Consider the following 19883-nt stretch of genomic DNA (forward strand, 5'->3'; position numbering starts at 1 on the left):
GGGAGGATAGGGGTAATGATACCTGATCGGGAGGAACCGACACCCTTTACGGCGACGGGGCGGTTAAACACGCTTGCGGCCATCGAGGACTATTTCGGTGTGGTTCGGGGCATGTTCCCGAGCGTCTTCTCGTCTGTTGGAAGGTTTTACTTTTACCAGTACGACGACCCCTGCAAGACGCTGGAAGGCCTTTACGATGCCGCGACCGGTGACCGACTCGATCGTGATTTCGAATGGTCGTTACAATGGTCGTTTGAGGACTACTGCCATCATGCCGTCGGCCTTAAAGGCTGGCGTCAGGTTCCGGACAAGAACCTGGCTTCGTTCCTGCGTGGATACTGGGGCCTTACAAACTTCATTCATTCCCAAGGTCTCGCCCAGCTCTCGCTGGACGCGATGGGCTATTATGGCATGGTTATGGGCTCTGCCCTTCACGCCCTGTCCGCGAGCAAGAATGAAAAAGGCGGCCGGCTGATCGAAGACTGGCGAGCCAAGGCCTGACGTTCCGAAAAATCTATGTAATTTCCGACGGATTTCCCTTATATCGATCCTGGGGCCGTACGCGCGGCCCTGGGTCGTAGAAAGCCCAATGTATCACTGGTTGCTGCCGGCCATTCCGGCACAAGTCTCCTTTGACCTATATGGTCGGGGAGCCTGTGGCGTATGCAACAGGCCCTCGGCTAAAGGCCACAGGGGCCGTGGTGATACTCGGCTTTCTAACTCCCCGATCTCCAGGATCATTCGAGGCTCAATGCGGGGGCGAACCGCAGGAGCCGGAGTTAGCCGTGCCGGACTTGGACCCGCATTCGCAATTACGATCAGTGGACATGTATGTTGCCGCGCGCGTTCGCGGCCGCCGGACCTTGCTTCGGCTTTCCGAAGACAATGTTGCCTATCGTGCCGGGGTTGGACTTCAAGATTATCGCGACATGGAAGCGGGCCGTCGCCGAATCGGTGCTGCGATGATCTTTGAATTAAGCGTGATCCTAGATGTACCAGTGCGCTTCTTTTTCGAAGGTTACGCGCCGGGTAAGGGTCTGGACGACTGGGCTGCCCTATAGGTCCTTGTTCTCCACCGATGGACGGGCACCATAGCGGTGGACGAAAGCGGCCTTGACTCTGTACCTACTTCAAGGTTCAACACGAGACACCTGATCGTAACCTATTTCGCTGAACTTGGGCCCTTGTGTCCAGCACGCCTTGGATCGAATTTTTGAAACTGGTGTCGAAAACCTTCTTGTCGCGGCTTTGGACATGGGCAGCCTTGCTGTCCATTGCCCTTACGCTCGGTATGGGGGCGACTACGGCTCAAGCCAACGTTGCTGTCTTTGCACATATGGCCTGCGGTGACACCCAGCTGCCCGATGGGGGCTGGGTCTGCAATTGTGAGCCCGGCGACAAGGATTGCGTAGCGGGCAAAGTGCATGACGACGGCGGGGAGGGGAATGACCTCCTCGAAATGAACCACCACCACCATTATTCAGAAACACCTTCTGGAACTGTCGCATTTGACGCCGAAAGTGCCGGTCCAGGTGTGACCTATGTCTCGTCGTTCGGTCCGGCGTCCGTCGCCCGGATGCAGGGCATCGATCCCTCCCAGGCCGACCAGCCTCCGAAAATCTAATCAACACGCTCGACGTGGCGCTCCGTCGCGGGCGCTTTTGGTTTCATTTTCGAGGTTATTTTATCATGACATCCCATACCGGAGTTGCGCTCAGGGCGCTGCTCCTTGGCGCGAGCGCGATTGTGCTCGCTCCCACGTTCGCGCTGGCCGACCCGGCGCCCGCGTTTTCCGCGTTGCTCCGACAGGCACAGGCTGCTCCTCGCCTGAAAGAGGCACAAGCGACTATTGGACAAGCCGAAGGCCTGGCGCGTCAGGCCCGGGCGGTTCCCAACCCAACGGTCAATGTGACCGTCGAGAATTTTGGCGGTAGTGGACCTTACTCCGGCGGCCGAAGTGCCGAGACGACGGCTGCGATCGAGCAGACCATCGAACTGGGCGGTAAGCGCGGCGCGCGCGTCGAAGCCGGTCGCGCCGGCCTCGATGTGGCCCGAGCCAAGGCCGCTCAGGCGCAGAGCGATTTCGCGTTTGATCTGGCGCAAGCCTATGCTGCCGCGGAAGCTGCGGATATACGGTTCCAACTCGCGAAGGACTCGCTGGCCCTGGCGGAAGACGATGCGCGCGTTGCCGACGCGATGGTCAAGGCCGGTAAGGAAGCGGATCTGCGATCCGTGCAGGCCAGGTCAGGGGTGGAAGCCGCCCGAGCCGATGTCGATGAAGCCCAGGCCAATCGAAGCAGCGCCTTCGCTAGGCTCACGGCCATGGTGGATTCGCCTGTTCCGTTCACCTCGATTACCGATAGCCTTCTCGCACACGCCGACCGTGGCGAGCCGATTGCGCCGGGCGATCCTTTGAACAGCCCTGCCTATCTAGTGGCGCAGGCCGAGCGCAATGAAGTGGCCAAGCGTGTTCGCGTTGAGCAGACCCGCTCGGCCCCGGATGTTACCGTCTCGCTTGGCGTCCGGCGCCTGGCGGCCGACGATTCCCGCGCCCTCGTAGGTGGGGTATCCGTGCCCTTTCCGATCTTTGATCGTAATCGCGGCAATATCAGCTCGGTACAATCCGAACTGGCGGCGGCCGACCAGCGGGTCAACATAGCCCGCCTGGACGCCCAGGCGGATATCCAGTCGGCAACTGCCCGCCTTCAGGCAGCTTTCACGCGCGTCAAATCCGCTCACGATAGCGAACAAACCGCCCAGGAAGCCTACAGGCTTACCCGCATCGGTTACGAAGCTGGCAAACTGCCGTTGAGCGAAGTGCTGAACGCTCGCCGCACCCTCACCGATGCTCGCAATCTAACGCTCAAGGCCAGAGAAGATCGTCTCAATGCTGAAGCCGAACTCGCTCGGCTGCGCGGCGTTACCCCATTCGGAGACCCGCAGGGTTCGGGAGACAAGTCATGAAATTGAATAAAGCATATCGTTATGGCGCTGCCGCTGCTGCGCTGGTCCTTGTCGGCGCGGGCGGTTTTGGGTTGGCGCGCTGCACCGCCGACAAGCCGGCTTCGTCGGCACCGGCCGCTGTCGAAGAAAAAGCAACTGACGACTTGAAGCTGTCACAAGACGCGATCACGTCTGCCAATATCGCCGTGGACACGATTAGTGCCGGTGGACTGTCCTCGGAAATCATCACGCAGGCGCAGGTGGTGGCAACACCCAATGGCCAGGCGGCGCTGACCGCCAGAGCCGCAGGGTCGATATCGCGTATCTACAAACGTCTGGGCGATCCGGTGAAGGCCGGCGAAGCCCTGGCCCTGATTGAAAGCCGGGATGCCGGCCAGATCGCGGCGGACCGCACGACGGCGCTAGCCCGTGCCCGTGTAGCTCAAGCCAACCTGACCCGGGAGAAAACCCTGATGGACCAGGGCGTTTCGGCGCGAGTCGATTACGAGCGGGCTCAGGCGGATGCCGCGGCAGCGCAAGCCGAGGTGTCACGCACCCAGTCGGCGGCTTCGGCGGCACGGATTACCTCCGACGGGCACGGTGTCATCGTTGCCAGCCCAATATCCGGACAGGTCACGTCGAGCACGGCCAGCCTTGGCGCCTTTGTTCAGCCCGAGACCGAGCTATTCCGAGTCTCGGATCCAAACCTGGTTCAGATCGAGGCGGCGATCGGGGCATCGGATATGCCGCGGGTGGCGGCCGGCGACCGCGCGGTTATCGACATGCCGGACGGCCGAACGCTTGAAGCCCGGGTACGCTCAGTCACGCCCTCGCTCAACGCTGAAACGCGAGCCGCAACGGCCGTGCTCGATGTTGTTGGCGGCGGCGGGGTTCAGCCTGGACTTTCTGTGCGGGCACGACTTTTCCCGGCGGTCACAAGCCAATCGACAGCGATCGTCGTGCCGGATGAGGCGGTACAGTCAGTAAACGGCCGCGATGTCGTTTTCGTCAGAACCAAGGATGGTTTCAAGGCTACCCCGGTAACTGTCGGCCAACGCAGCGCCGGCCGAGCCGAAGTTACCGCCGGTCTCACCTCCGGTCAGTCCATCGCCACGCGTAACGCCTTCTATCTGAAGGCCGAGCTGGGCAAGGGCGCAGGCGAGGAGGAATAGCCATGATAGGAAACCTAATGGCGCTTAGCGTGCGCGCACGCTGGGCTGTCCTCCTGATCGTGCTGCTCATTGGCGCGTTCGGCGCCTGGCAGCTGACCAAACTGCCGATCGACGCCGTGCCGGACATCACCAACAAGCAGGTCCAGATCAACACGATCGACACTGGCCTGTCGCCTGTTGAAATTGAAAAGCGGGTTACCTTCCCGATTGAGACGGCCTTGTCTGGCATTCCTGGTCTGGAGACGACGCGATCCCTGTCGCGCAACGGCTTCTCCCAGGTCAGCGCGATCTTCAGTGAGGGCACCGACCTCTATTTTGCCCGCCAGCAGGTCAGCGAACGCATCGCCCAAGCGAGAGACAGCCTGCCTGAAGGCACCCAGCCGCAGATCGGTCCGGTCACGACCGGGCTTGGCGAGGTCTATATGTATGCCATCGACTATGCCAACCCCAACGGCAAGGGCGCCAAGGTCGTCGATGGTCAGCCCGGGTGGCAATCCGACGGCAGCTTTCTGACGCCGGAAGGCGATCATCTGACCGACGAGGTCTCGCGTGCCGCCTATCTGCGCACCGTGCAAACCTGGATCATTTCGCCCCAGCTTCGCACCGTCAAAGGCGTCGCCGGCGTCGATTCCATCGGCGGCTTCGAGAAGCAATATATCGTCGAGCCGGACCCGGTGAAGCTGAGCGCCTACGGCGTTTCCTTCACGGAACTCGCGAAGGCGCTGGAAGCGGCCAATCTGTCGGTCGGAGCCAACTTCCTCAACCGCTCCGGCGAAGCTTACCTGGTGAGGGCCGATGCCCGCATCCGGTCCCTCGACGAGATCAATCAGGCCATCATCGCCACGCGGGGCGGTTTGCCTGTGGCGCTGAAAGATGTGGCCACTGTCCGTTTGGGCGGCGAGTTGCGTACCGGGGCCGCCAGTATGAACGGCCATGAAGTGGTCATCGGCACAACCTTGATGCTGATCGGTGAAAATAGCCGAACGGTTGCCAAGGCCGTCGGCGACAAGCTCGAGGGCATAAAGAAATCCCTGCCGCCGGGTCTCAAGGTCACTCCCACGCTTGATCGCTCCAAACTCGTCAGCGCGACCGTCGAGACGGTTCAAAAGAACCTGTTCGAAGGCGCGATCCTTGTCGCAGCGGCTCTGTTTCTGCTGCTCGGCAATGTCCGCGCGGCGATTATCGCCGTTCTGATCATTCCGTTCTCCTTCCTTATGATGGCGATCGGCATGAACGGCATGAAGGTGTCGGGCAATCTGATGAGCCTTGGCGCGCTGGATTTCGGCCTCATCGTCGATGGGGCTGTCATCATTATCGAAAACTGCCTGCGCAGGCTGGCCGAGCGCCAGCATCATCAAGGGCGAATCCTGTCCTTGCGGGAGCGTCTGGAGGAAACGACCCTTGCCACCCAGGAAATGATCAAGCCGACCGTCTACGGTCAGGCCATCATCTTCCTGGTGTTTGCCCCCTTACTCACCTTCACCGGTGTCGAGGGCAAGACCTTCTCGCCCATGGCCATTACCCTGATCCTGGCTCTGGCGGCGGCTTTCATCCTGTCGATCACCTTCGTGCCCGCCATGGTCGCGCTTTTGATCCGTGGCAAGGTCACCGAAAAGGAAGTCTGGATCATCCGCAAGATCAAGGCGGCTTATGAGCCGGTCCTGCACCAGGCCGTCGCTAAGCCGTGGCCATTCATCGCCGGCGGCATCGGCATTTTCGTGTTGTCCGGCTTTGTCTTCACGCTGCTGGGCCAGGAGTTTATCCCGCAACTCGACGAAAAGAATATCGCTTTGTCGACGAGCCGTATTCCTTCGACCTCGCTGGAAGAATCCCTGACCATGCAAAAGGGCGTGGAAAGGGCTGTATCCAGTCTGCCGGAAGTCGAGCTGATGTTCTCGAAGACGGGGACGGCGGAGGTGGCGACCGATCCCATGCCGCCGAATATCTCCGACGGTTTCGTCATTCTGAAGGAGAAAAAGGATTGGCCGAAGGGCGTCAAGACCAAAGCCGATGTCGTCCGGCGCATCGAAGACCGTACAAACCGTCTTATTGGTCAATCCTATGAGATGAGCCAGCCGATCCAGCTTCGCTTCAACGAACTGATCGCTGGGGTTCGGGGAGATGTCGCCATCAAGCTTTATGGCGACGATCTCGACACGATGGGGGCCTCGGCCGCCAGAATCGTCAGCGTTCTTCAGTCCATCCCAGGCGCGGCCGATGTTAAGGCCGAACAGACGGCCGGTTCGCCGACGCTTGACGTTCAGTTCGACCGCTCGGCTATTGCGCGTTACGGCCTGACGGTAGAAGAGGTCGCCGATACGGTGTCGGCGGCCATGGGTGGACGCGAAGCGGGGCTCGTTTTCGAGGGTGACCGCCGGTTCGACATCGTCGTGCGTGTGCCGCAAAGCACGCGCAACGATCTGGACGCCTTCAAGGCGCTCCCCGTCATGTTACCCGAAGAAGGGGGGCACGCCAGAGGGTCAGTCCCGCTGTCTCAGGTGGCGCAATTCCGCTTTACAGAAGGTCTAAACCAGATCTCACGCGAGAACGGGAAGCGCCGGATAGTCATTCAGGCCAATGTGCGCGGCCGGGATGTTGGCTCGTTCGTGACCGAAGCCTTGCCTAAGGTCGAGGCTGTCGCTCTGCCAACCGGCTCATTCCTGGAGTGGGGCGGTCAGTTCCAGAACCTGAAGGCAGCCTCGGATCGTCTGGCGATTGTCGTGCCGATCTGCTTCCTCGCCATCTTCGGACTCTTGTTCATGGCCCTGGGCGGATTCGGACGGGCGATTTCCGTCTTCACCGCGGTGCCTCTGGCGCTGGCCGGTGGAGTCTTTACGCTCGCCATGACCGGGATCGCCTTTTCGGTTTCGGCGGCGGTCGGTTTCATCTGCCTGTCCGGCGTTGCCGTGCTGAACGGTCTGGTCGTCATGACCAGCATTCGGCAGCGGATCGAAGCCGGGATGGAACTCAGCAAGGCCATCACCGAAGGCATGATCGAGCGGGTTCGCCCGGTTATCATGACCGGTCTCGTCCCGGCTATCGGCTTCATCCCCATGGCGCTCGGCACCGGAACTGGCGCCGAGGTGCAAAAGCCCTTGGCTGTCGTCGTTATCGGCGGCCTGGTCACGGCCACGGCGCTCACCCTGCTTGTCCTGCCTGCGATTACGCAGGTCGTATTGGGACTGGGCGAGCGCATGAACAAGCGCCGGCAGGCGATGCCAGCAGTTGAAAGTCCCGCCGAGTAACTGAAAGCCACATCCCGGCGGACAAACCGGGATGTGGTCCCTCCATTTTGAAAGGTAAGGCCATGAGCCAGACCATGAAGCTCCTTAGAATCTACACCAGTGAAAGTGCGTATTTCGGCGACAACAAGGTCTTTGCCGTCATCGCCACCCGTGCCCGCGATGCCAAGCTAGCGGGCGCCACAGTCTTGCAAGCCCTTGTTGGCTTTGGCCGGAAAGCACATTTGAGGCGCCGTCACATCCTGGAAGACGACCAGTCGCTCGTCATCGAAATCGTCGACGAAGAGACGCGACTGCGTGAATTCGTTGCCTCGATCGACGACATTCCAGGCGTCGGGCTGATTACGCTTGAGGCGGTGGAAGTGCTGAAATCAGATGAGGGGCCAAAATGAAGCGCCTGGTAGTTATCGTAAGTCTTGCGAGCTTCCTCGTGAGTTGCGCCTCTGCACCGGAGCAATCCCTCGATCAGCGATTGGTGGGTAAGTCGGATAAGGAAGCACGAACCTTGCTCGCCTATGCCTGCTATCGCGAGGCGGAATGGCCCACCCATAATTCCGCGGAATATAAAAGCGCTGGCGAGCGGCGGCGCAGCCAAATGCGGAACAACCCAGGCCCCGAGGTCAGGCAGATGCTCAGGCTTTGCGGGGCGATGCGGACGGCCACCGACCTTGACAAGGTGGCCTATGCTTCAGACTGCCGAGGCCTGATCGCTGAAAAGACCAGGCGCTATGGCCCTAAAGCAGCAGACCATGTGCGGCGCATCCGTGAAATCTGCTCGAAAATGACCAGCCAGCCCATGGACGAAGGGGTCTAACGTCATGCCAAGGCTGTCATGTTCACCCAAGGTGCGTGTGCCGGTCGCCTGTGGCTTCGGGTTTCATCGTCTCCAGCCCGACCAGGATGCCGCAGGTTTCGCCGGACGCCTCCGTCCGGCACTTTTGGCGAAGGTCCACCAACTGCTCCTGGAGCAGTTGCAGCTCTTTGATCCGTACTTCGACGTGGCCGATATGATCGTCCAGCAGGGTCACGACCGAGTCACATCCGTCCGACGGTCCATCCATCGTCGACAGGAGGGCGCGGATTTCCTCGTGGGTCATGTCGAGCGCGCGGCAATTGCGGATAAAGCGAAGCCTTTTCAGGTGTTCGCTCCCGTAATCGCGGTAGTTCCCATGGGTGCGGTCCGCCTTCGGAAGCAGGCCCGCCTTCTCATAAAACCGGATGGTTTCCGTTGTGCAATTAGCCGACATCGCCAGCTCGCCGATTTTCATCAAAATCTCCGGTTTATGCTTGACCTTAAAGTTACTTCAAGGTGTCCAATAGCAGCAATAAGGATTGGAGTCCATTATGATCGACGACCCGAAGCCCAAGAGCGCAGCGTCACCTGACCACCTACACGATGACGTCGCGCATGACCACACGGCCCACGGGCACAAGGAACACGGCCATGATCTAAAGGGGCACGACGAAGCCGATAAAGCACATTCTGGCGGCTGCTGTGATCATGATCTGGGCCTGGCGCCTGCGACAGGCAAGGTTGCCAAGGTGATTTCGCGGACGCCGGAAGCCATAGGCGTCGATGGCGATCATAGTCACGACCATGGCCGTGAGCACCCTAAAGATGAAGTTCACGAAGCGGACGATCATAGTGGCCACTCGCAGGATCAACATGATCATAAACATCACCACGATCACGGTCATAGCCACGGTCATAGTCATGAGGACGCCTGTTGCGATTCGCATGCGGCCGCGAACGCGCTTGCGCCGTTGAGCACGTCCGTCAAGACGGGGGAGGGGACGGTTTCCTTCATCCGCATCATGCAAATGGACTGCCCAACCGAAGAAGCCCTGATCCAGAATAAAATCGGCGGCATGAAGTCTGTAAAGCGTCTTGAATTCAACCTGATGCAGCGTGTGCTCACTGTGGTGCACGAGCCGGAAGCCCTCGACGCCATTTTGACCGGCATCCGCGGGCTTGGGTTCACGCCTGAAGTCCAGGGCGCAGACCAATCCGCGCACGCGAGCGACCTGACCCCAGAGCCTAAGAAGGCCTGGTGGCCTTTAGCGCTTGCCGGTGTCCTCGCTGTCTCGTCTGAGATCGCCGACTGGATGGAGATGCCGGAAGCCTTGGCTGCGGCATTGGCAATTGCCGCTGTTCTGCTTGGTGGCTGGACGACTTACAAGAAGGGCTGGATCGCGATTGCGAACCGGAACCTCAATATCAATGCGCTGATGAGTATCGCGGTGACAGGCGCGTTGATTATCCGCCAGTGGCCGGAAGCGGCCATGGTCATGGTCCTGTTTGCCATTTCGGAATTGATCGAGGCCAAGTCTCTTGACCGTGCCCGCAACGCCATTGCAGGATTGATGTCGCTGACGGCGGATACGATCACCGTTCAACAGGCAGACAAGAGCTGGCAGGACGTCGATGTTAAGTCGGTCGTGCTTGGTGCTCTCGTTCGGGTCAAGCCAGGCGAACGGATCGGTCTGGATGGACAGATTGTCAGCGGGCGCACGACGATCAATCAGGCGCCGATCACCGGCGAAAGTTTGCCGGTGGATAAGGCGGAGGGGGACCAGGTCTTCGCCGGCACCATCAATGAATCGGGCGCGTTCGACTATAAGGTGACGGCTGCATCCGGGGAGACGACCCTGGCCAAGATCATCAAAGCGGTGGAAAGCGCTCAGGGGGCAAAGGCCCCTACGCAGCGGTTCGTCGATCAATTCGCCAAGGTCTATACGCCCATCGTTTTCGCCATTGCCTTGGCCGTTGCTATCCTTCCGCCTCTGTTGATGGGCGGCGACTGGTTGGCGTGGATCTACAAGGCGCTTGTCCTTCTCGTCATCGCTTGTCCTTGCGCGCTTGTCATATCGACACCCGTTACGATCGTCAGCGGTCTGGCGACTGCGGCGAAGAACGGCATATTGGTCAAGGGCGGTGTCTATCTGGAAGAGGGCCGCAAGCTGAAGTGGCTCCTGCTCGACAAGACTGGCACGATTACCCATGGCAAGCCCGTGCAAACGGACTTTGAATCGATCGACGCAGGTGACAGCCAGCATCACCGTGAACTCGCTGCTGGCTTGGCCAGCCGGTCCGATCACCCGGTATCAAGGTCCGTTGCGGTCGCTGCGGAACATGACGGTGTGGCAATTCCCGAGGTTGATGATTTCGAAGCGCTGCCCGGCCGCGGTGTAAAGGGGAAGATCGCGGGGAAAACCTATTATCTCGGCAATCACCGCCTGATCCATGAGCGCGGGATTTGCACGCCGGACATTGAGGCCCGCCTAACCCGGCTGGAGACATCCGGCAAGACAGCGATCGTGCTGTCCGATGAAACGGCGGTCCTGGCAACCTTTGCCGTGGCCGATACCGTCAAGGAGTCGAGCCGGCGTGCCATCGCGGAACTGCATAGCCTCGGCATCAAGACGGTGATGCTGACAGGAGACAATACGCACACCGCGAAGGCCATCGCCAAGGAAGTCGGTATCGACGAGGGGCTGGGCGACCAGCTCCCGGAAGACAAGCTTGAGGCTGTCAAAAAGTACGCAAAGGACGGCAAGGTCGGCATGGTCGGCGACGGCATCAATGATGCGCCTGCCTTGGCGCAAGCCGATGTCGGATTTGCCATGGGCGCCATGGGAACCGATACTGCGATCGAGACCGCGGACGTCGCGCTGATGGATGATGATTTGCGCAAGATCGGTGTTTTCGTCCGGCTATCGCGCAAGACGCGGGCCGTGCTGATCCAGAACATTACCTTCGCGCTAGGTCTTAAGGCGGTCTTCCTGGTCCTGACCCTGATCGGCTACGGAACCATGTGGATGGCGGTTTTCGCGGACGTTGGCGCGAGCATCATCGTCGTGGGCAACGGCTTGCGTTTGCTGAGACGTGTCGACCTGCCAAAGCCCAGCCAATCCTGAAGCCTAACCAAGAAAAGGAATCGCAATGATGGCTTCGACCTGGATCTATACGCTTGTGCCGGTCGGAGCGGCGGTCCTCGGTGCGGGTGTCGCCGTCAATGCCAAGCCCGGCCCGACCATCGTCAGTGCGGTACAGCATTTCGCTGCCGGCGTCGTATTCGCGGCAGCGGCAGGTGAAATCCTGCCAAGTGTGATGCACGGCGGCTCGCCTTGGGCCACAGCCATAGGCGGCGCGATTGGTGTCCTTGTCATGCTGCTGGTTAAGCAGCTTGAATCCATTGTGAAGGGGCCGGTCGGGCTACTGACCATGGTCGGCGTCGATGTGTTGATCGACGGCCTGGTACTCGGGATTGCCTTTGCGGCGGGCGCGAAGGTTGGCATCCTTCTGACGATTGCGCTGACCCTGGAGGTCTTGTTCTTGGGTCTGACGGTCGCCAACGAACTCAGCGAAACGGTCCGCTCTCGCATAAAGATTGTCGGTATCACTGGAGCGCTCGTCTTATTGCTACCAATCGGCACGTTGCTGGCGACGCCGATCGCCACCCTGCCTAGTCCCATCCTGACTGGCTTTTTCGCCTTCGGGCTGGTCGCCTTGCTCTATCTCGTCACTGAGGAATTGCTCGTCGAAGCCCATGAGACGCCCGACAGGCCCTGGGTGACGGCGATGTTTTTCGCAGGCTTCCTAATCCTGATGGTTTTGGAAGAGTTGATCGCCTGATCGTTTACTGGGCCATGTCGTTATAGACCTCGCAGGGCAGGCCGCTCTGCATGCAGCCGGATTGGCAACGATCAACGTAGAGAGACAGGGTGAAATCCAGGTCCTCAAGAGCCTTAATGCGCGCCTTTATGGCTTGGCGCTGAGCCGTGAAGAAATCAACGGTTTCCTGACATGGCTTGCCGCTCGCTTCCATCGCCAGCAATTCTTTGATCTTATCCAGCGGCATGTCGAGGTCGCGGCAGCGCCGGATGAGGATAAGGCGTCCCAAGTCCTTTCGGTCGTAGGCCCTGTGGCCGCTCTCGCGCCTCTGAGGGGTTTGCAGGAGACCAACGGACTCGTAGTAGCGAACCGTCGGCACGGTACATTGGGCGCGCCTCGCCAACTCTCCGATCGAAATCATCTTGCGCTCCAAATAGTCCTTGAACCTCAAGTTACTTGAGGATGTACGCCTCACATATCAAGTCCCAACGGCTTCGATAGATGGAGAACAAAATGATCAAGAAAACGATCATCGGCATTATATTGGCATGCGCAGCCTGCTGCACCGTGCCGCTTTTGATACCTGCAGTAGCTGGGGTTTCGGTATTCGGCTTGAGTCTCTTTCAAGGCCGCTTAAGTCTCGACAGCCTCATTTGCGGGCTTAGCTTCGCACTTCTGGCTTTCACCCTTGTCTATTTCGTAGTGAGGGCCATCGTGAAACGGAAGCCAAAGGTGGGCTGCGGCAAAGGCAGTTGCCCCTCCGAAGGCGCCTGTGGTTGCAAATAGACTTGGCTGACGCGGCGCGGCAAAGGACAGATATGAAGACGCTCTTGATTTATTGCCTTGCCGCTGTTGCGGAAATAGCCGGATGTTTTTCATTCTGGGCCTGGCTGAAGCTGCATAAGTCGCCGTTCTGGATTGCGCCCGGTATTGTCTCGCTCATCCTGTTTGCTTACCTTCTGACGCTGGTCGATTCACCGGCGGCTGGCCGCACCTACGCCGCCTATGGCGCCATCTACATCGCCTCGTCCCTGATTTGGCTGTGGCTGGTCGAGCACCAACGGCCCGACCGATGGGATATGGCGGGATTGGTGATTTGCCTGATCGGTTCGGGTGTCATCCTATTTGGTGCTCGTGCACAGGCTTAGTCGGCCCTTAGGCGCCGATCCGGACTGGCGCGGAATATCGACCGCCTGTCCCAGCTACCGCAACGGATTGATCCTTGACGGGATGTGGCTTGTTCAAAGCCGTGAACCCTTGATAAGCCATATACAGCCCGATCGCGATGATCAGGGCGCTTGAGAAATAAGGCGCGCGCTTAGCGAAGGCCGAAAAGCCCGTCCAGCGGTTGGAGATGTGCTTTATGCTGATGGCCGCCGCCACGCCTGCCGTCACCATGGTAATGGCGAGGCCGATGCTGAAACACAGGACGAGGACAATGCCTAAGCTGATTTGCTTCAGTTGAAGGCACAAGATGAGTACGGTGATGGCGGCCGGGCAGGGGATCAGTCCGCCCGTCAGGCCGAACATGATGATTTGACCGGTCGTTACCGTTTTCTGGCCGCCGAAGCGCTTTTCGATATCACTAGCATGGGCGCGCGCATGGGCGTCGTCCGCACTTGCGGCAACTGAGCCGTGGTCATGCCCGTGGTCGTGCTCGTTGAATTCGACATCGTAGTCGTGCGCGTGATGACCGTGGCTCAGAGACAGGCGCACCTTGAATTCATGGGGCTCCGGGATTTCTTCGAGGCTCTCCAGGAATTCGCCCTTCTGCTTGAAGTCGAACACTTGCGTCGATCCGTCGTGGCGCGTCGTCGCGACGCTGACATCTTTCGCCGCGAATTTTTCGCCCGACTCGAAGCGGATGCGCCAACGCGGGGGGACGCCTACTTCGAAGACTTCAAGGGCAAGGATACCATGTCCGGTATTGATCTGCCGGACTTCGTCGTCGTGATGGTGATGATCCGAGCCTTTGCTGGCCTTGTTTTCTTTCCAGGTCTGCCAGAGCATCCAAAGTGCTACACCGATAATGAGAACCGCCGATGCGATCTGGAAATAGGGTTCGGTCGCTTCTGTCCCCCACTGCCGCCCAAAGTATTGACCACCCAGGGCGACGATCCAGACGATGGCGGTATGCGAGACCGTTGCCGAAAGGCCAAGCATGACCGCTTGTCCAATCGTTCCGCGTACCGCGATAATGAAGGCGGCCATCATTGTTTTCGAGTGACCCGGCTCAAGACCGTGCAGCGCGCCCAAAAGGATCGCGGTCGGAATGAACAGCCAGGCGTGGCCAGCTCCTTGCTGGAGCAATTCGGGTAATGACGGCATCGGTTATTCCTATAGGTATTTGGTGATTTCCTTGAACTCGCGGATGGCATCCTCGGATGTGGCGCCATCCTCCATCGTGTGTTCAAGGCAATGATCTATGTGATCGCGAATAAACGCCTTTTTCGCATTGGTGATCGCGCTCTCAACGGCCTGAAGCTGTTGAGCGATATCGAGGCAGGCCTTCTCGTCTTCCATCATGGATATGACGGACTTCAGGTGCCCATGGGCACGCTTTAGACGTTTGATAATGTCTGGATGAGAGGAATGTATGCTCATGGCGCTATCCTAGGGGGGAGGATAGTACAAAGCAAGATTAGAGTTGAAACTCAGTGAAAGCGGCGGGAGAGGTCGAGAGTCTTCGAATTCGCTGGCAGCCATTTCGGGCGCGGTCAAATCCACCTTCTGACTTTTCGGCGGTACTCGTCATACGCGGCGCCAAAAACGCGTGACATCGCCTTTTCTTCAAACCGGATAAACGTGCGATCCATGAAGACGGCGAAGACGATGGGTACGAAGTACCCGTAAAGGCCGCCAAAACCGATCGCAACACCGAAAAGCATCATCACGAAACCCAGGTACATGGGATTGCGCGTGTAATGGAACCACCCAGAGGTCACGAGCACATTGGGATCATTATATGGAATGAGATTGGTCTTGACCGTTCCGAACAAGCGGGCGGACGGCAGGTTGAGGCCGAGCCCGAAAAGAAATGGCACCGGGCCAATGAACCAATTCCAAGGCGTCGACACCGGCTTAAAACTGGGAATAAACAGGTTTAGGGCGACGATCACTACGATCGCCCCATAAAATAGATGAGGTGGCAAAATCTTCATTCCGGCTCTCCCTCGCCTTAATACGCACTCGCCCTGGGAACGGTTACATCCATCCAAAGCGTTTATCGATATCGAGCGGAACCTCTTCAGGGTCTTAGGCGGCGGCCCATTCCGCAACGCCGTCGCCGAGCTTCACAGCATCAAATCCTTTGGCTCGAAGCAGGTGGACCGCATCTTTCGCCATAAGGCAGAACGGGCCGCGGCAATAGGCGACGATAGGCCGGTCCCGCGGCAGCTCATTCAGGCGATTCTCAAGCTCCGCCAGTGGCAACGATCGCGCGAACGGCAGGTGTGCCGCTTGGAATTCAAGCTCCGGCCGGACATCGATGACGACAATGTCACCAGCGGCCGCGCGCTCCAGTAGATCATCGCGAGAGGCGCCTTCCCATTCGTGGCTTGCGCCGGCAAACCTTTCCAGGACGCCTTTCAGTTCAGTAAGTCTTGCTTCGGCAAGCACCCTTAGTGTCACCCAAAAACGGGCGACGTCTTCGCTGGCAAGCCGATAAACGACATATTTGCCGTTTCGTTCCCCATTCACGAGTCTGGCCGACTTCAGATCCTTCAGGTGAGCGCTGGCCAGCTTCACGCTGATCTGCGCCTCGCGCGCCAGAACCTCTACTGTCATTGGCGCCTGGCAGAGCAACTCTATCAATTCCAGACGCTTGGGGCTCGCGACGGCTTTGCCGATCATGGCCACTTGGCCGTAGAGCATGTCCTTGACCTGGCGGTTCTGCGTGTGAGCGAATGAAAAGTCTTCAGCTGATGACTGCAATGAGATTGCCTTGACTGATAATCACGTTGGAACTATAAAACAATCTAACATATCTTGGAATGTTAGGGAAGGCAGTTTCGTCTTACCTCTCGCATTCACGCCATCGGAGACGCCATGTTTTTTAGACAACGTGTAAATGCGGACGCCTCCTTATCATATTTCTTGGGGTGTGCCGGCAAAGGCAAGGCGATTGCCGTTGACGTACTGGCTGGCGACGAAGACTGGTATGTCGAGCAGAGCCAAAAGCTGGGCGTCGCGATAATCCATGTGATCGATACCCATATCCATGCCGATCATCGCTCCGGAGGATTGGCGCTGGCCAAGCTCTTGGGCTCGGAATACGCCCTGCACGAAAGCAATCAGGGAAAGACTGGCTTTTCCTTCGCGCCCTTAAAGGACAGCGACGTCATTTCAGTCGGCAATGTTCAAGTCAAGGTGATGCACACGCCCGGCCATTCGGCCGATAGCCTTTGTCTCATTGTCACCGACTTGCGAAGAGGTGAGGAGCCTTGGTTCGTCCTGACCGGAGATACAATGTTCGTAGGCTCGGTAGGCCGTCCTGACCTTGCTGGCCGGGAAATGGAAATGGCCGAGGCGCTCTGGCAAAGCCTGCATGACCGTTTGCTGACCTTGCCGGATCATCTGGAAATCTTTCCCGGTCACCAATCCGGCAGCCCGTGCGGAGCTGATCTGTCCGGCAAGCCGTCGTCAACGATCGGGTTCGAGGCGCGATTCAATCCGCTACTATCCTTGGACAAGCAAGCTTTCGTCACGGCGCTGACCGCGCAAATTCCGCCGCGCCCGGCTGACATGGACAAGCTCGTTTCGCTCAACTTGGGTCTTGTCGGCGCGTGAACCGTCCAAAGGCGATATCCGGCACGCCGATCGCTCTCGGTCTTGGCGCAAACTGGCCGCAGTTTGCGCTTCTTGTTCTGATCAATGGGTTTGTCGGCGCCATGGTCGGGATGGAGCGAAGCATCCTGCCGGCATTGGCCGAGAGTGTCTTCAAACTGGCCGCCCATTCGGCAGTCCTGTCCTTCATTGTCGTGTTCGGCATCTCAAAAGCCCTGACCAACTACCTCGCGGGACGCCTTTCGGATCGCTATGGCCGCAAGATCGTCCTGGTCGCTGGGTGGCTTACCGCCGTCCCGGTGCCGTTCCTGCTGATGTGGGCGCCGTCTTGGGGTTGGATTTTGATGGCCAACCTGTTCCTTGGTGTTAGCCAGGGGCTGACATGGTCAACGACCGTGATCATGAAGATCGACCTGGCCGGTCCGAAACAGCGCGGCTTGGCGATGGGGATCAATGAGTTTGCCGGCTACCTGGCCGTTGGCCTCTCCGCACTAGGTACAGGTTGGATAGCCGCGCGATATGGACTGCGACCCCAGCCTTTCTACGTCGGCATCGCCTTCGTCATTGCTGGATTAGGTCTGTCTGCGTTGCTCGTCCGCGAGACCTTGGCCTTCGCCCAACTGGAGGTCAGGCAGGATGTCCAGGATGCGCCGCCCTCACAATCTAAAATCTTCTGGCAAACGACGCTGAACGACCGCACACTTTCCTCGATTACCCAGGCGGGTCTGGTCAATAATCTGAATGACGGCATGGCGTGGGGTCTGTTCCCCCTGGTTTTCGCCGCCGCTGGACTGAGTCTGGCGCAAATCGGTATCTTGGCGGCGACCTACCCCGCCGTTTGGGGGATGGGTCAGCTTGTTACGGGCGGCCTGTCTGACAGGATCGGCCGCAAAGCCCTCATCGTCTCAGGCATGTGGCTTCAGGCCGTCGGTATTGCGTTCGTTGTTATGGGCCACGCCTTCGCTGTCTTTGCTTTGGGTGCGGTTATGATCGGTATCGGCACGGCGATGGTTTATCCGACCTTGCTGGCGGCGATTGGCGATGTCGTTCATCCCGGATGGCGCGCCTCGACGGTCGGGGTTTATCGCTTCTGGCGAGACATGGGCTACGCCATAGGCGCGATTCTGTCGGGCGTCCTCGCCGATGTTTTCGGTTTGGCAGCAGCCATCTGGACCGTGGCCGCGCTGACCTTCCTTTCAGGTGTCGTCGTGGCGGTCAGAATGCGTGAAACCCACAAAAAGGCTCTTTCGCAGAAGATAGTATGACCCTCGCCGCGCTGGAGCGCCTGATCTATCTCGACTACAACGCAACGACGCCTGCGGCGGCGGAAGTCGTAGATGCGATGCAGCCGTATTGGCGTGGCATATACGGCAACCCATCTTCATCCCACCTGCAAGGCCGCATGGCCCACGAGGCCATCGAGCGAGCACGTGAGCAAGTCGCGTCCCTTGTGGGGGTCGATTCCTCATGGGTCATATTCACCGGCGGTGCGACCGAGGCTAACAACATGGCCCTGATCGGGGCGATCCGTCGCTTGCCAACCCATCGCCGTCATATTGTTATCAGTGCGGTCGAGCATCCGGCGATCATGGAACCGGCGGAGATGCTGGAGCGGGAAGGATTTGCGCTCACGATTGCTCCGGTCGACGATATGGGATGTCTAAAACTCGATTCGTTTGAAGCGCTGCTGCGCGAGGACACCGGGCTCGTCTCGGTCATGCACGCCAACAATGAGACCGGCTCGATCCAGCCAATCGAAGAGATTTCGCGCCTGACAAAAGCGCGAGGCATTATTCTTCACACTGATGCCGCTCAGTCGATTGGCAAAATACCGGTCAAGGTTCGTGATTTGGGCGTCGATATGTTGACGCTCGCCGGGCATAAATTCTATGCGCCCAAAGGTGTAGGGGCATTGGTGCGCGATCCCGCGATAGTGTTGTCGCAAATGGATTTTGGCGCGGGACACGAGGGCGGGCTTCGACCCGGCACCGAGAACCTGCCCCTTATTGTCGGCTTTGGTGAAGCGGCAATGTTGGCCGAGACTGAGTTGAGCCCTCGCATGAAACATATGCGAACCTTGCGAGATCGATTGCATGAAGGACTTTTGGCCGCAGTGCCTGGACTAAGGTTGAATGGCCATCCATTACGGCGCCTGCCCAATACCTTGAACGTCTCCTTTCCCAATGCGAACGCCAGGTTCGTGCTGGATGGCTTGAAAGACCAAGTGGCAGCGTCAGCCGGATCAGCTTGTCACAGCGATCGGGACGACGTTAGCGGCGTCTTAGGCGCGATGGGCGTCGGGGCCGAGCAGGCCGCCGGCGCCATTCGTTTTTCGGTCGGTGTTGAGACGCGAGAGGCTGATATCGATCGGGCTATCGAAGTTATTTTGTCGGCATTGCGATAGGGGAAAACAAGCCTAGCGTCATTGACGGCACGCTGGAAGGTTTGGGAGCACTACGCATTATCGGTGTCAAAGGACTTCCGAGGATCGGCTACGATGCTCACTTCGACAGAGTTGCTCCCCTCGATCGATATCATTCCGGCCTGTTCCATTTTGCCCAACGCTCGGTAGAGGGCTTCGTGGGTAAGGCCCAGGTCTGCAGCCCAGGCTTTTTTTGAATACGGGAGGGCAACGATGCCATCTCTTCCTTCTGTTTCTACGAAATGAACAACGCGTTCGGCTGCTGTCTTGAGGGAGAGCCTTTCTGATCGCGCGCGCAATTTAATCACCTCACGAGCCAGATGTTGGCGGAATGCATGGCTAAAGCCACTGTCGTCCTCCAAGGCTGCACGAAAACCCCTGAGAGGAAAATCGAGGACATCGCTATCGCTCGTAGCGATGCCATCGCAGTGATAAGTCTCGGCATCGAGGCTTGCTTCGGCAAAAAAGCCGCATCTTGATCGATGCAGGACAATTTCCGCCCCGCTTGATGCTGTTCGGATCAGCCGCAACTCGCCGCTCAGAACGAAGAAGATATGCTGAGGGCGATCGTCAATCCGAAATAGGGCTTGCCCACGCTTCAATCGACGTTGCCGCGTACAATCGGCCAGCCTCCTAGGCACAGCCGCCAAAACTGTATGCGCATCTCCCATGCCTGACCAATCCACGCGCGACTCCACCGCTAG

Annotated in this window: 22 protein-coding genes; 15 read left to right on the forward strand and 7 right to left on the reverse strand. The window is 58.8% G+C overall.

Features of this window, described 5'->3' with window-relative positions; genetic code table 11:
* Positions 1–15 precede the first annotated feature (15 nt).
* The 8 genes from AC1DXO_RS22185 to AC1DXO_RS22220 all read left to right on the forward strand — a co-directional run bounded on the left by AC1DXO_RS22185 (position 16) and on the right by AC1DXO_RS22220 (position 8171).
* Positions 16–501 carry a hypothetical protein gene (locus AC1DXO_RS22185; RefSeq protein WP_476980378.1) on the forward strand — a complete coding sequence of 162 codons (486 nt, stop codon included), beginning with the start codon at positions 16–18 and terminating at the stop codon, positions 499–501.
* A gap of 284 nt (positions 502–785) precedes the next feature.
* The gene (locus AC1DXO_RS22190) at positions 786–1061 is read left to right on the forward strand and encodes a helix-turn-helix domain-containing protein (protein ID WP_476980379.1); all 276 of its coding nucleotides are present in this window, start codon (positions 786–788) and stop codon (positions 1059–1061) included.
* Positions 1062–1213: 152 nt separating this feature from the next.
* Positions 1214–1624: a hypothetical protein gene (locus AC1DXO_RS22195; RefSeq protein WP_476980380.1), complete on the forward strand. Its 411-nt coding sequence runs from the start codon at positions 1214–1216 to the stop codon at positions 1622–1624.
* Between the two features lie 65 nt (positions 1625–1689).
* Positions 1690–2964: a TolC family protein gene (locus AC1DXO_RS22200; protein ID WP_476980381.1), complete on the forward strand. Its 1275-nt coding sequence runs from the start codon at positions 1690–1692 to the stop codon at positions 2962–2964.
* Positions 2961–4115 carry an efflux RND transporter periplasmic adaptor subunit gene (locus AC1DXO_RS22205; protein WP_476980382.1) on the forward strand — a complete coding sequence of 385 codons (1155 nt, stop codon included), beginning with the start codon at positions 2961–2963 and terminating at the stop codon, positions 4113–4115. Before AC1DXO_RS22200 ends, AC1DXO_RS22205 begins: the two co-directional genes overlap by 4 nt.
* 2 nt (positions 4116–4117) lie before the next feature.
* Positions 4118–7360, forward strand: a complete 3243-nt coding sequence (locus tag AC1DXO_RS22210; RefSeq protein WP_476980383.1) for an efflux RND transporter permease subunit — start codon at positions 4118–4120, stop codon at positions 7358–7360.
* 62 nt (positions 7361–7422) lie between these two features.
* Entirely contained in the window at positions 7423–7749 is a 327-nt protein-coding gene (locus AC1DXO_RS22215) for a DUF190 domain-containing protein (protein ID WP_476980384.1), read from the forward strand.
* Entirely contained in the window at positions 7746–8171 is a 426-nt protein-coding gene (locus tag AC1DXO_RS22220) for a hypothetical protein (protein WP_476980385.1), read from the forward strand. Before AC1DXO_RS22215 ends, AC1DXO_RS22220 begins: the two co-directional genes overlap by 4 nt.
* A gap of 22 nt (positions 8172–8193) precedes the next feature.
* Here AC1DXO_RS22220 and cadR read toward each other — a convergent pair whose 3' ends face one another.
* Positions 8194–8625 carry a Cd(II)/Pb(II)-responsive transcriptional regulator gene (gene cadR / locus AC1DXO_RS22225; protein WP_476980386.1) on the reverse strand — a complete coding sequence of 144 codons (432 nt, stop codon included), beginning with the start codon at positions 8623–8625 and terminating at the stop codon, positions 8194–8196.
* A gap of 76 nt (positions 8626–8701) precedes the next feature.
* On the opposite strand from cadR, the gene AC1DXO_RS22230 reads away from it, so the two are divergent.
* On the forward strand, positions 8702–11275 hold the full coding sequence (locus AC1DXO_RS22230) for a heavy metal translocating P-type ATPase (RefSeq protein WP_476980387.1): 2574 nt from the start codon (positions 8702–8704) through the stop codon (positions 11273–11275).
* 25 nt (positions 11276–11300) lie between these two features.
* A complete protein-coding gene (locus AC1DXO_RS22235; RefSeq protein WP_476980388.1) occupies positions 11301–11993 on the forward strand; it encodes a ZIP family metal transporter in 693 nt (230 codons plus the stop codon).
* Positions 11994–11997: 4 nt separating this feature from the next.
* On the opposite strand, the gene AC1DXO_RS22240 is transcribed toward AC1DXO_RS22235, so the two are convergent.
* Positions 11998–12393: a MerR family transcriptional regulator gene (locus AC1DXO_RS22240; RefSeq protein WP_476980389.1), complete on the reverse strand. Its 396-nt coding sequence runs from the start codon at positions 12391–12393 to the stop codon at positions 11998–12000.
* A 92-nt stretch (positions 12394–12485) separates the two neighbouring features.
* On the opposite strand from AC1DXO_RS22240, the gene AC1DXO_RS22245 reads away from it, so the two are divergent.
* On the forward strand, positions 12486–12758 hold the full coding sequence (locus AC1DXO_RS22245; protein ID WP_476980390.1) for a hypothetical protein: 273 nt from the start codon (positions 12486–12488) through the stop codon (positions 12756–12758).
* Positions 12759–12790: 32 nt separating this feature from the next.
* Positions 12791–13120 carry a YnfA family protein gene (locus AC1DXO_RS22250; protein ID WP_476980391.1) on the forward strand — a complete coding sequence of 110 codons (330 nt, stop codon included), beginning with the start codon at positions 12791–12793 and terminating at the stop codon, positions 13118–13120.
* A gap of 7 nt (positions 13121–13127) precedes the next feature.
* On the opposite strand, the gene AC1DXO_RS22255 is transcribed toward AC1DXO_RS22250, so the two are convergent.
* The 4 genes from AC1DXO_RS22255 to AC1DXO_RS22270 form a co-directional block, all read right to left on the reverse strand.
* A complete protein-coding gene (locus AC1DXO_RS22255; protein WP_476980392.1) occupies positions 13128–14300 on the reverse strand; it encodes a nickel/cobalt efflux transporter in 1173 nt (390 codons plus the stop codon).
* 9 nt (positions 14301–14309) lie between these two features.
* A complete protein-coding gene (locus AC1DXO_RS22260) occupies positions 14310–14576 on the reverse strand; it encodes a metal-sensing transcriptional repressor (protein WP_476980393.1) in 267 nt (88 codons plus the stop codon).
* Positions 14577–14689: 113 nt separating this feature from the next.
* Positions 14690–15133: a methyltransferase family protein gene (locus tag AC1DXO_RS22265; RefSeq protein ID WP_476980394.1), complete on the reverse strand. Its 444-nt coding sequence runs from the start codon at positions 15131–15133 to the stop codon at positions 14690–14692.
* Between the two features lie 94 nt (positions 15134–15227).
* Positions 15228–15905 carry an ArsR/SmtB family transcription factor gene (locus AC1DXO_RS22270; protein ID WP_476980395.1) on the reverse strand — a complete coding sequence of 226 codons (678 nt, stop codon included), beginning with the start codon at positions 15903–15905 and terminating at the stop codon, positions 15228–15230.
* Between the two features lie 114 nt (positions 15906–16019).
* Here AC1DXO_RS22270 and AC1DXO_RS22275 point away from each other — a divergent pair, with 114 nt between their 5' ends.
* Genes AC1DXO_RS22275 through AC1DXO_RS22285 form a run of 3 tightly spaced genes read left to right on the forward strand, consistent with a single transcriptional unit; the run spans position 16020 to position 19161 of the window.
* Positions 16020–16760: an MBL fold metallo-hydrolase gene (locus AC1DXO_RS22275; protein WP_476980396.1), complete on the forward strand. Its 741-nt coding sequence runs from the start codon at positions 16020–16022 to the stop codon at positions 16758–16760.
* Entirely contained in the window at positions 16757–18022 is a 1266-nt protein-coding gene (locus AC1DXO_RS22280) for an MFS transporter (RefSeq protein ID WP_476980397.1), read from the forward strand. Before AC1DXO_RS22275 ends, AC1DXO_RS22280 begins: the two co-directional genes overlap by 4 nt.
* On the forward strand, positions 18019–19161 hold the full coding sequence (locus AC1DXO_RS22285) for a cysteine desulfurase family protein (protein WP_476980398.1): 1143 nt from the start codon (positions 18019–18021) through the stop codon (positions 19159–19161). The genes AC1DXO_RS22280 and AC1DXO_RS22285 overlap by 4 nt, the downstream gene beginning before the upstream one ends.
* 50 nt (positions 19162–19211) lie before the next feature.
* Here the strand turns inward: AC1DXO_RS22285 and AC1DXO_RS22290 are convergent, their stop codons facing one another.
* Entirely contained in the window at positions 19212–19865 is a 654-nt protein-coding gene (locus AC1DXO_RS22290) for a Crp/Fnr family transcriptional regulator (RefSeq protein ID WP_476980399.1), read from the reverse strand.
* Positions 19866–19883: the final 18 nt, after the last annotated feature.

This window comes from Asticcacaulis sp. P2_C5, assembly GCF_056404555.1.

What these genes read in the sequence shown, in the direction of transcription:
- AC1DXO_RS22255 (WP_476980392.1), bottom strand. Translation starts at nt 14,300, where the DNA reads ATGCCGTCATTACCCGAATTGCTCCAGCAAGGAGCTGGCCACGCCTGG.
- AC1DXO_RS22240 (WP_476980389.1), bottom strand. Translation starts at nt 12,393, where the DNA reads ATGATTTCGATCGGAGAGTTGGCGAGGCGCGCCCAATGTACCGTGCCG.
- AC1DXO_RS22285 (WP_476980398.1), top strand. Translation starts at nt 18,019, where the DNA reads ATGACCCTCGCCGCGCTGGAGCGCCTGATCTATCTCGACTACAACGCA.
- AC1DXO_RS22210 (WP_476980383.1), top strand. Translation starts at nt 4,118, where the DNA reads ATGATAGGAAACCTAATGGCGCTTAGCGTGCGCGCACGCTGGGCTGTC.
- AC1DXO_RS22260 (WP_476980393.1), bottom strand. Translation starts at nt 14,576, where the DNA reads ATGAGCATACATTCCTCTCATCCAGACATTATCAAACGTCTAAAGCGT.
- AC1DXO_RS22205 (WP_476980382.1), top strand. Translation starts at nt 2,961, where the DNA reads ATGAAATTGAATAAAGCATATCGTTATGGCGCTGCCGCTGCTGCGCTG.
- AC1DXO_RS22185 (WP_476980378.1), top strand. Translation starts at nt 16, where the DNA reads ATGATACCTGATCGGGAGGAACCGACACCCTTTACGGCGACGGGGCGG.
- AC1DXO_RS22250 (WP_476980391.1), top strand. Translation starts at nt 12,791, where the DNA reads ATGAAGACGCTCTTGATTTATTGCCTTGCCGCTGTTGCGGAAATAGCC.
- AC1DXO_RS22265 (WP_476980394.1), bottom strand. Translation starts at nt 15,133, where the DNA reads ATGAAGATTTTGCCACCTCATCTATTTTATGGGGCGATCGTAGTGATC.
- AC1DXO_RS22275 (WP_476980396.1), top strand. Translation starts at nt 16,020, where the DNA reads ATGTTTTTTAGACAACGTGTAAATGCGGACGCCTCCTTATCATATTTC.
- AC1DXO_RS22215 (WP_476980384.1), top strand. Translation starts at nt 7,423, where the DNA reads ATGAGCCAGACCATGAAGCTCCTTAGAATCTACACCAGTGAAAGTGCG.
- AC1DXO_RS22235 (WP_476980388.1), top strand. Translation starts at nt 11,301, where the DNA reads ATGATGGCTTCGACCTGGATCTATACGCTTGTGCCGGTCGGAGCGGCG.
- AC1DXO_RS22245 (WP_476980390.1), top strand. Translation starts at nt 12,486, where the DNA reads ATGATCAAGAAAACGATCATCGGCATTATATTGGCATGCGCAGCCTGC.
- AC1DXO_RS22230 (WP_476980387.1), top strand. Translation starts at nt 8,702, where the DNA reads ATGATCGACGACCCGAAGCCCAAGAGCGCAGCGTCACCTGACCACCTA.
- AC1DXO_RS22200 (WP_476980381.1), top strand. Translation starts at nt 1,690, where the DNA reads ATGACATCCCATACCGGAGTTGCGCTCAGGGCGCTGCTCCTTGGCGCG.
- AC1DXO_RS22220 (WP_476980385.1), top strand. Translation starts at nt 7,746, where the DNA reads ATGAAGCGCCTGGTAGTTATCGTAAGTCTTGCGAGCTTCCTCGTGAGT.
- cadR (WP_476980386.1), bottom strand. Translation starts at nt 8,625, where the DNA reads ATGAAAATCGGCGAGCTGGCGATGTCGGCTAATTGCACAACGGAAACC.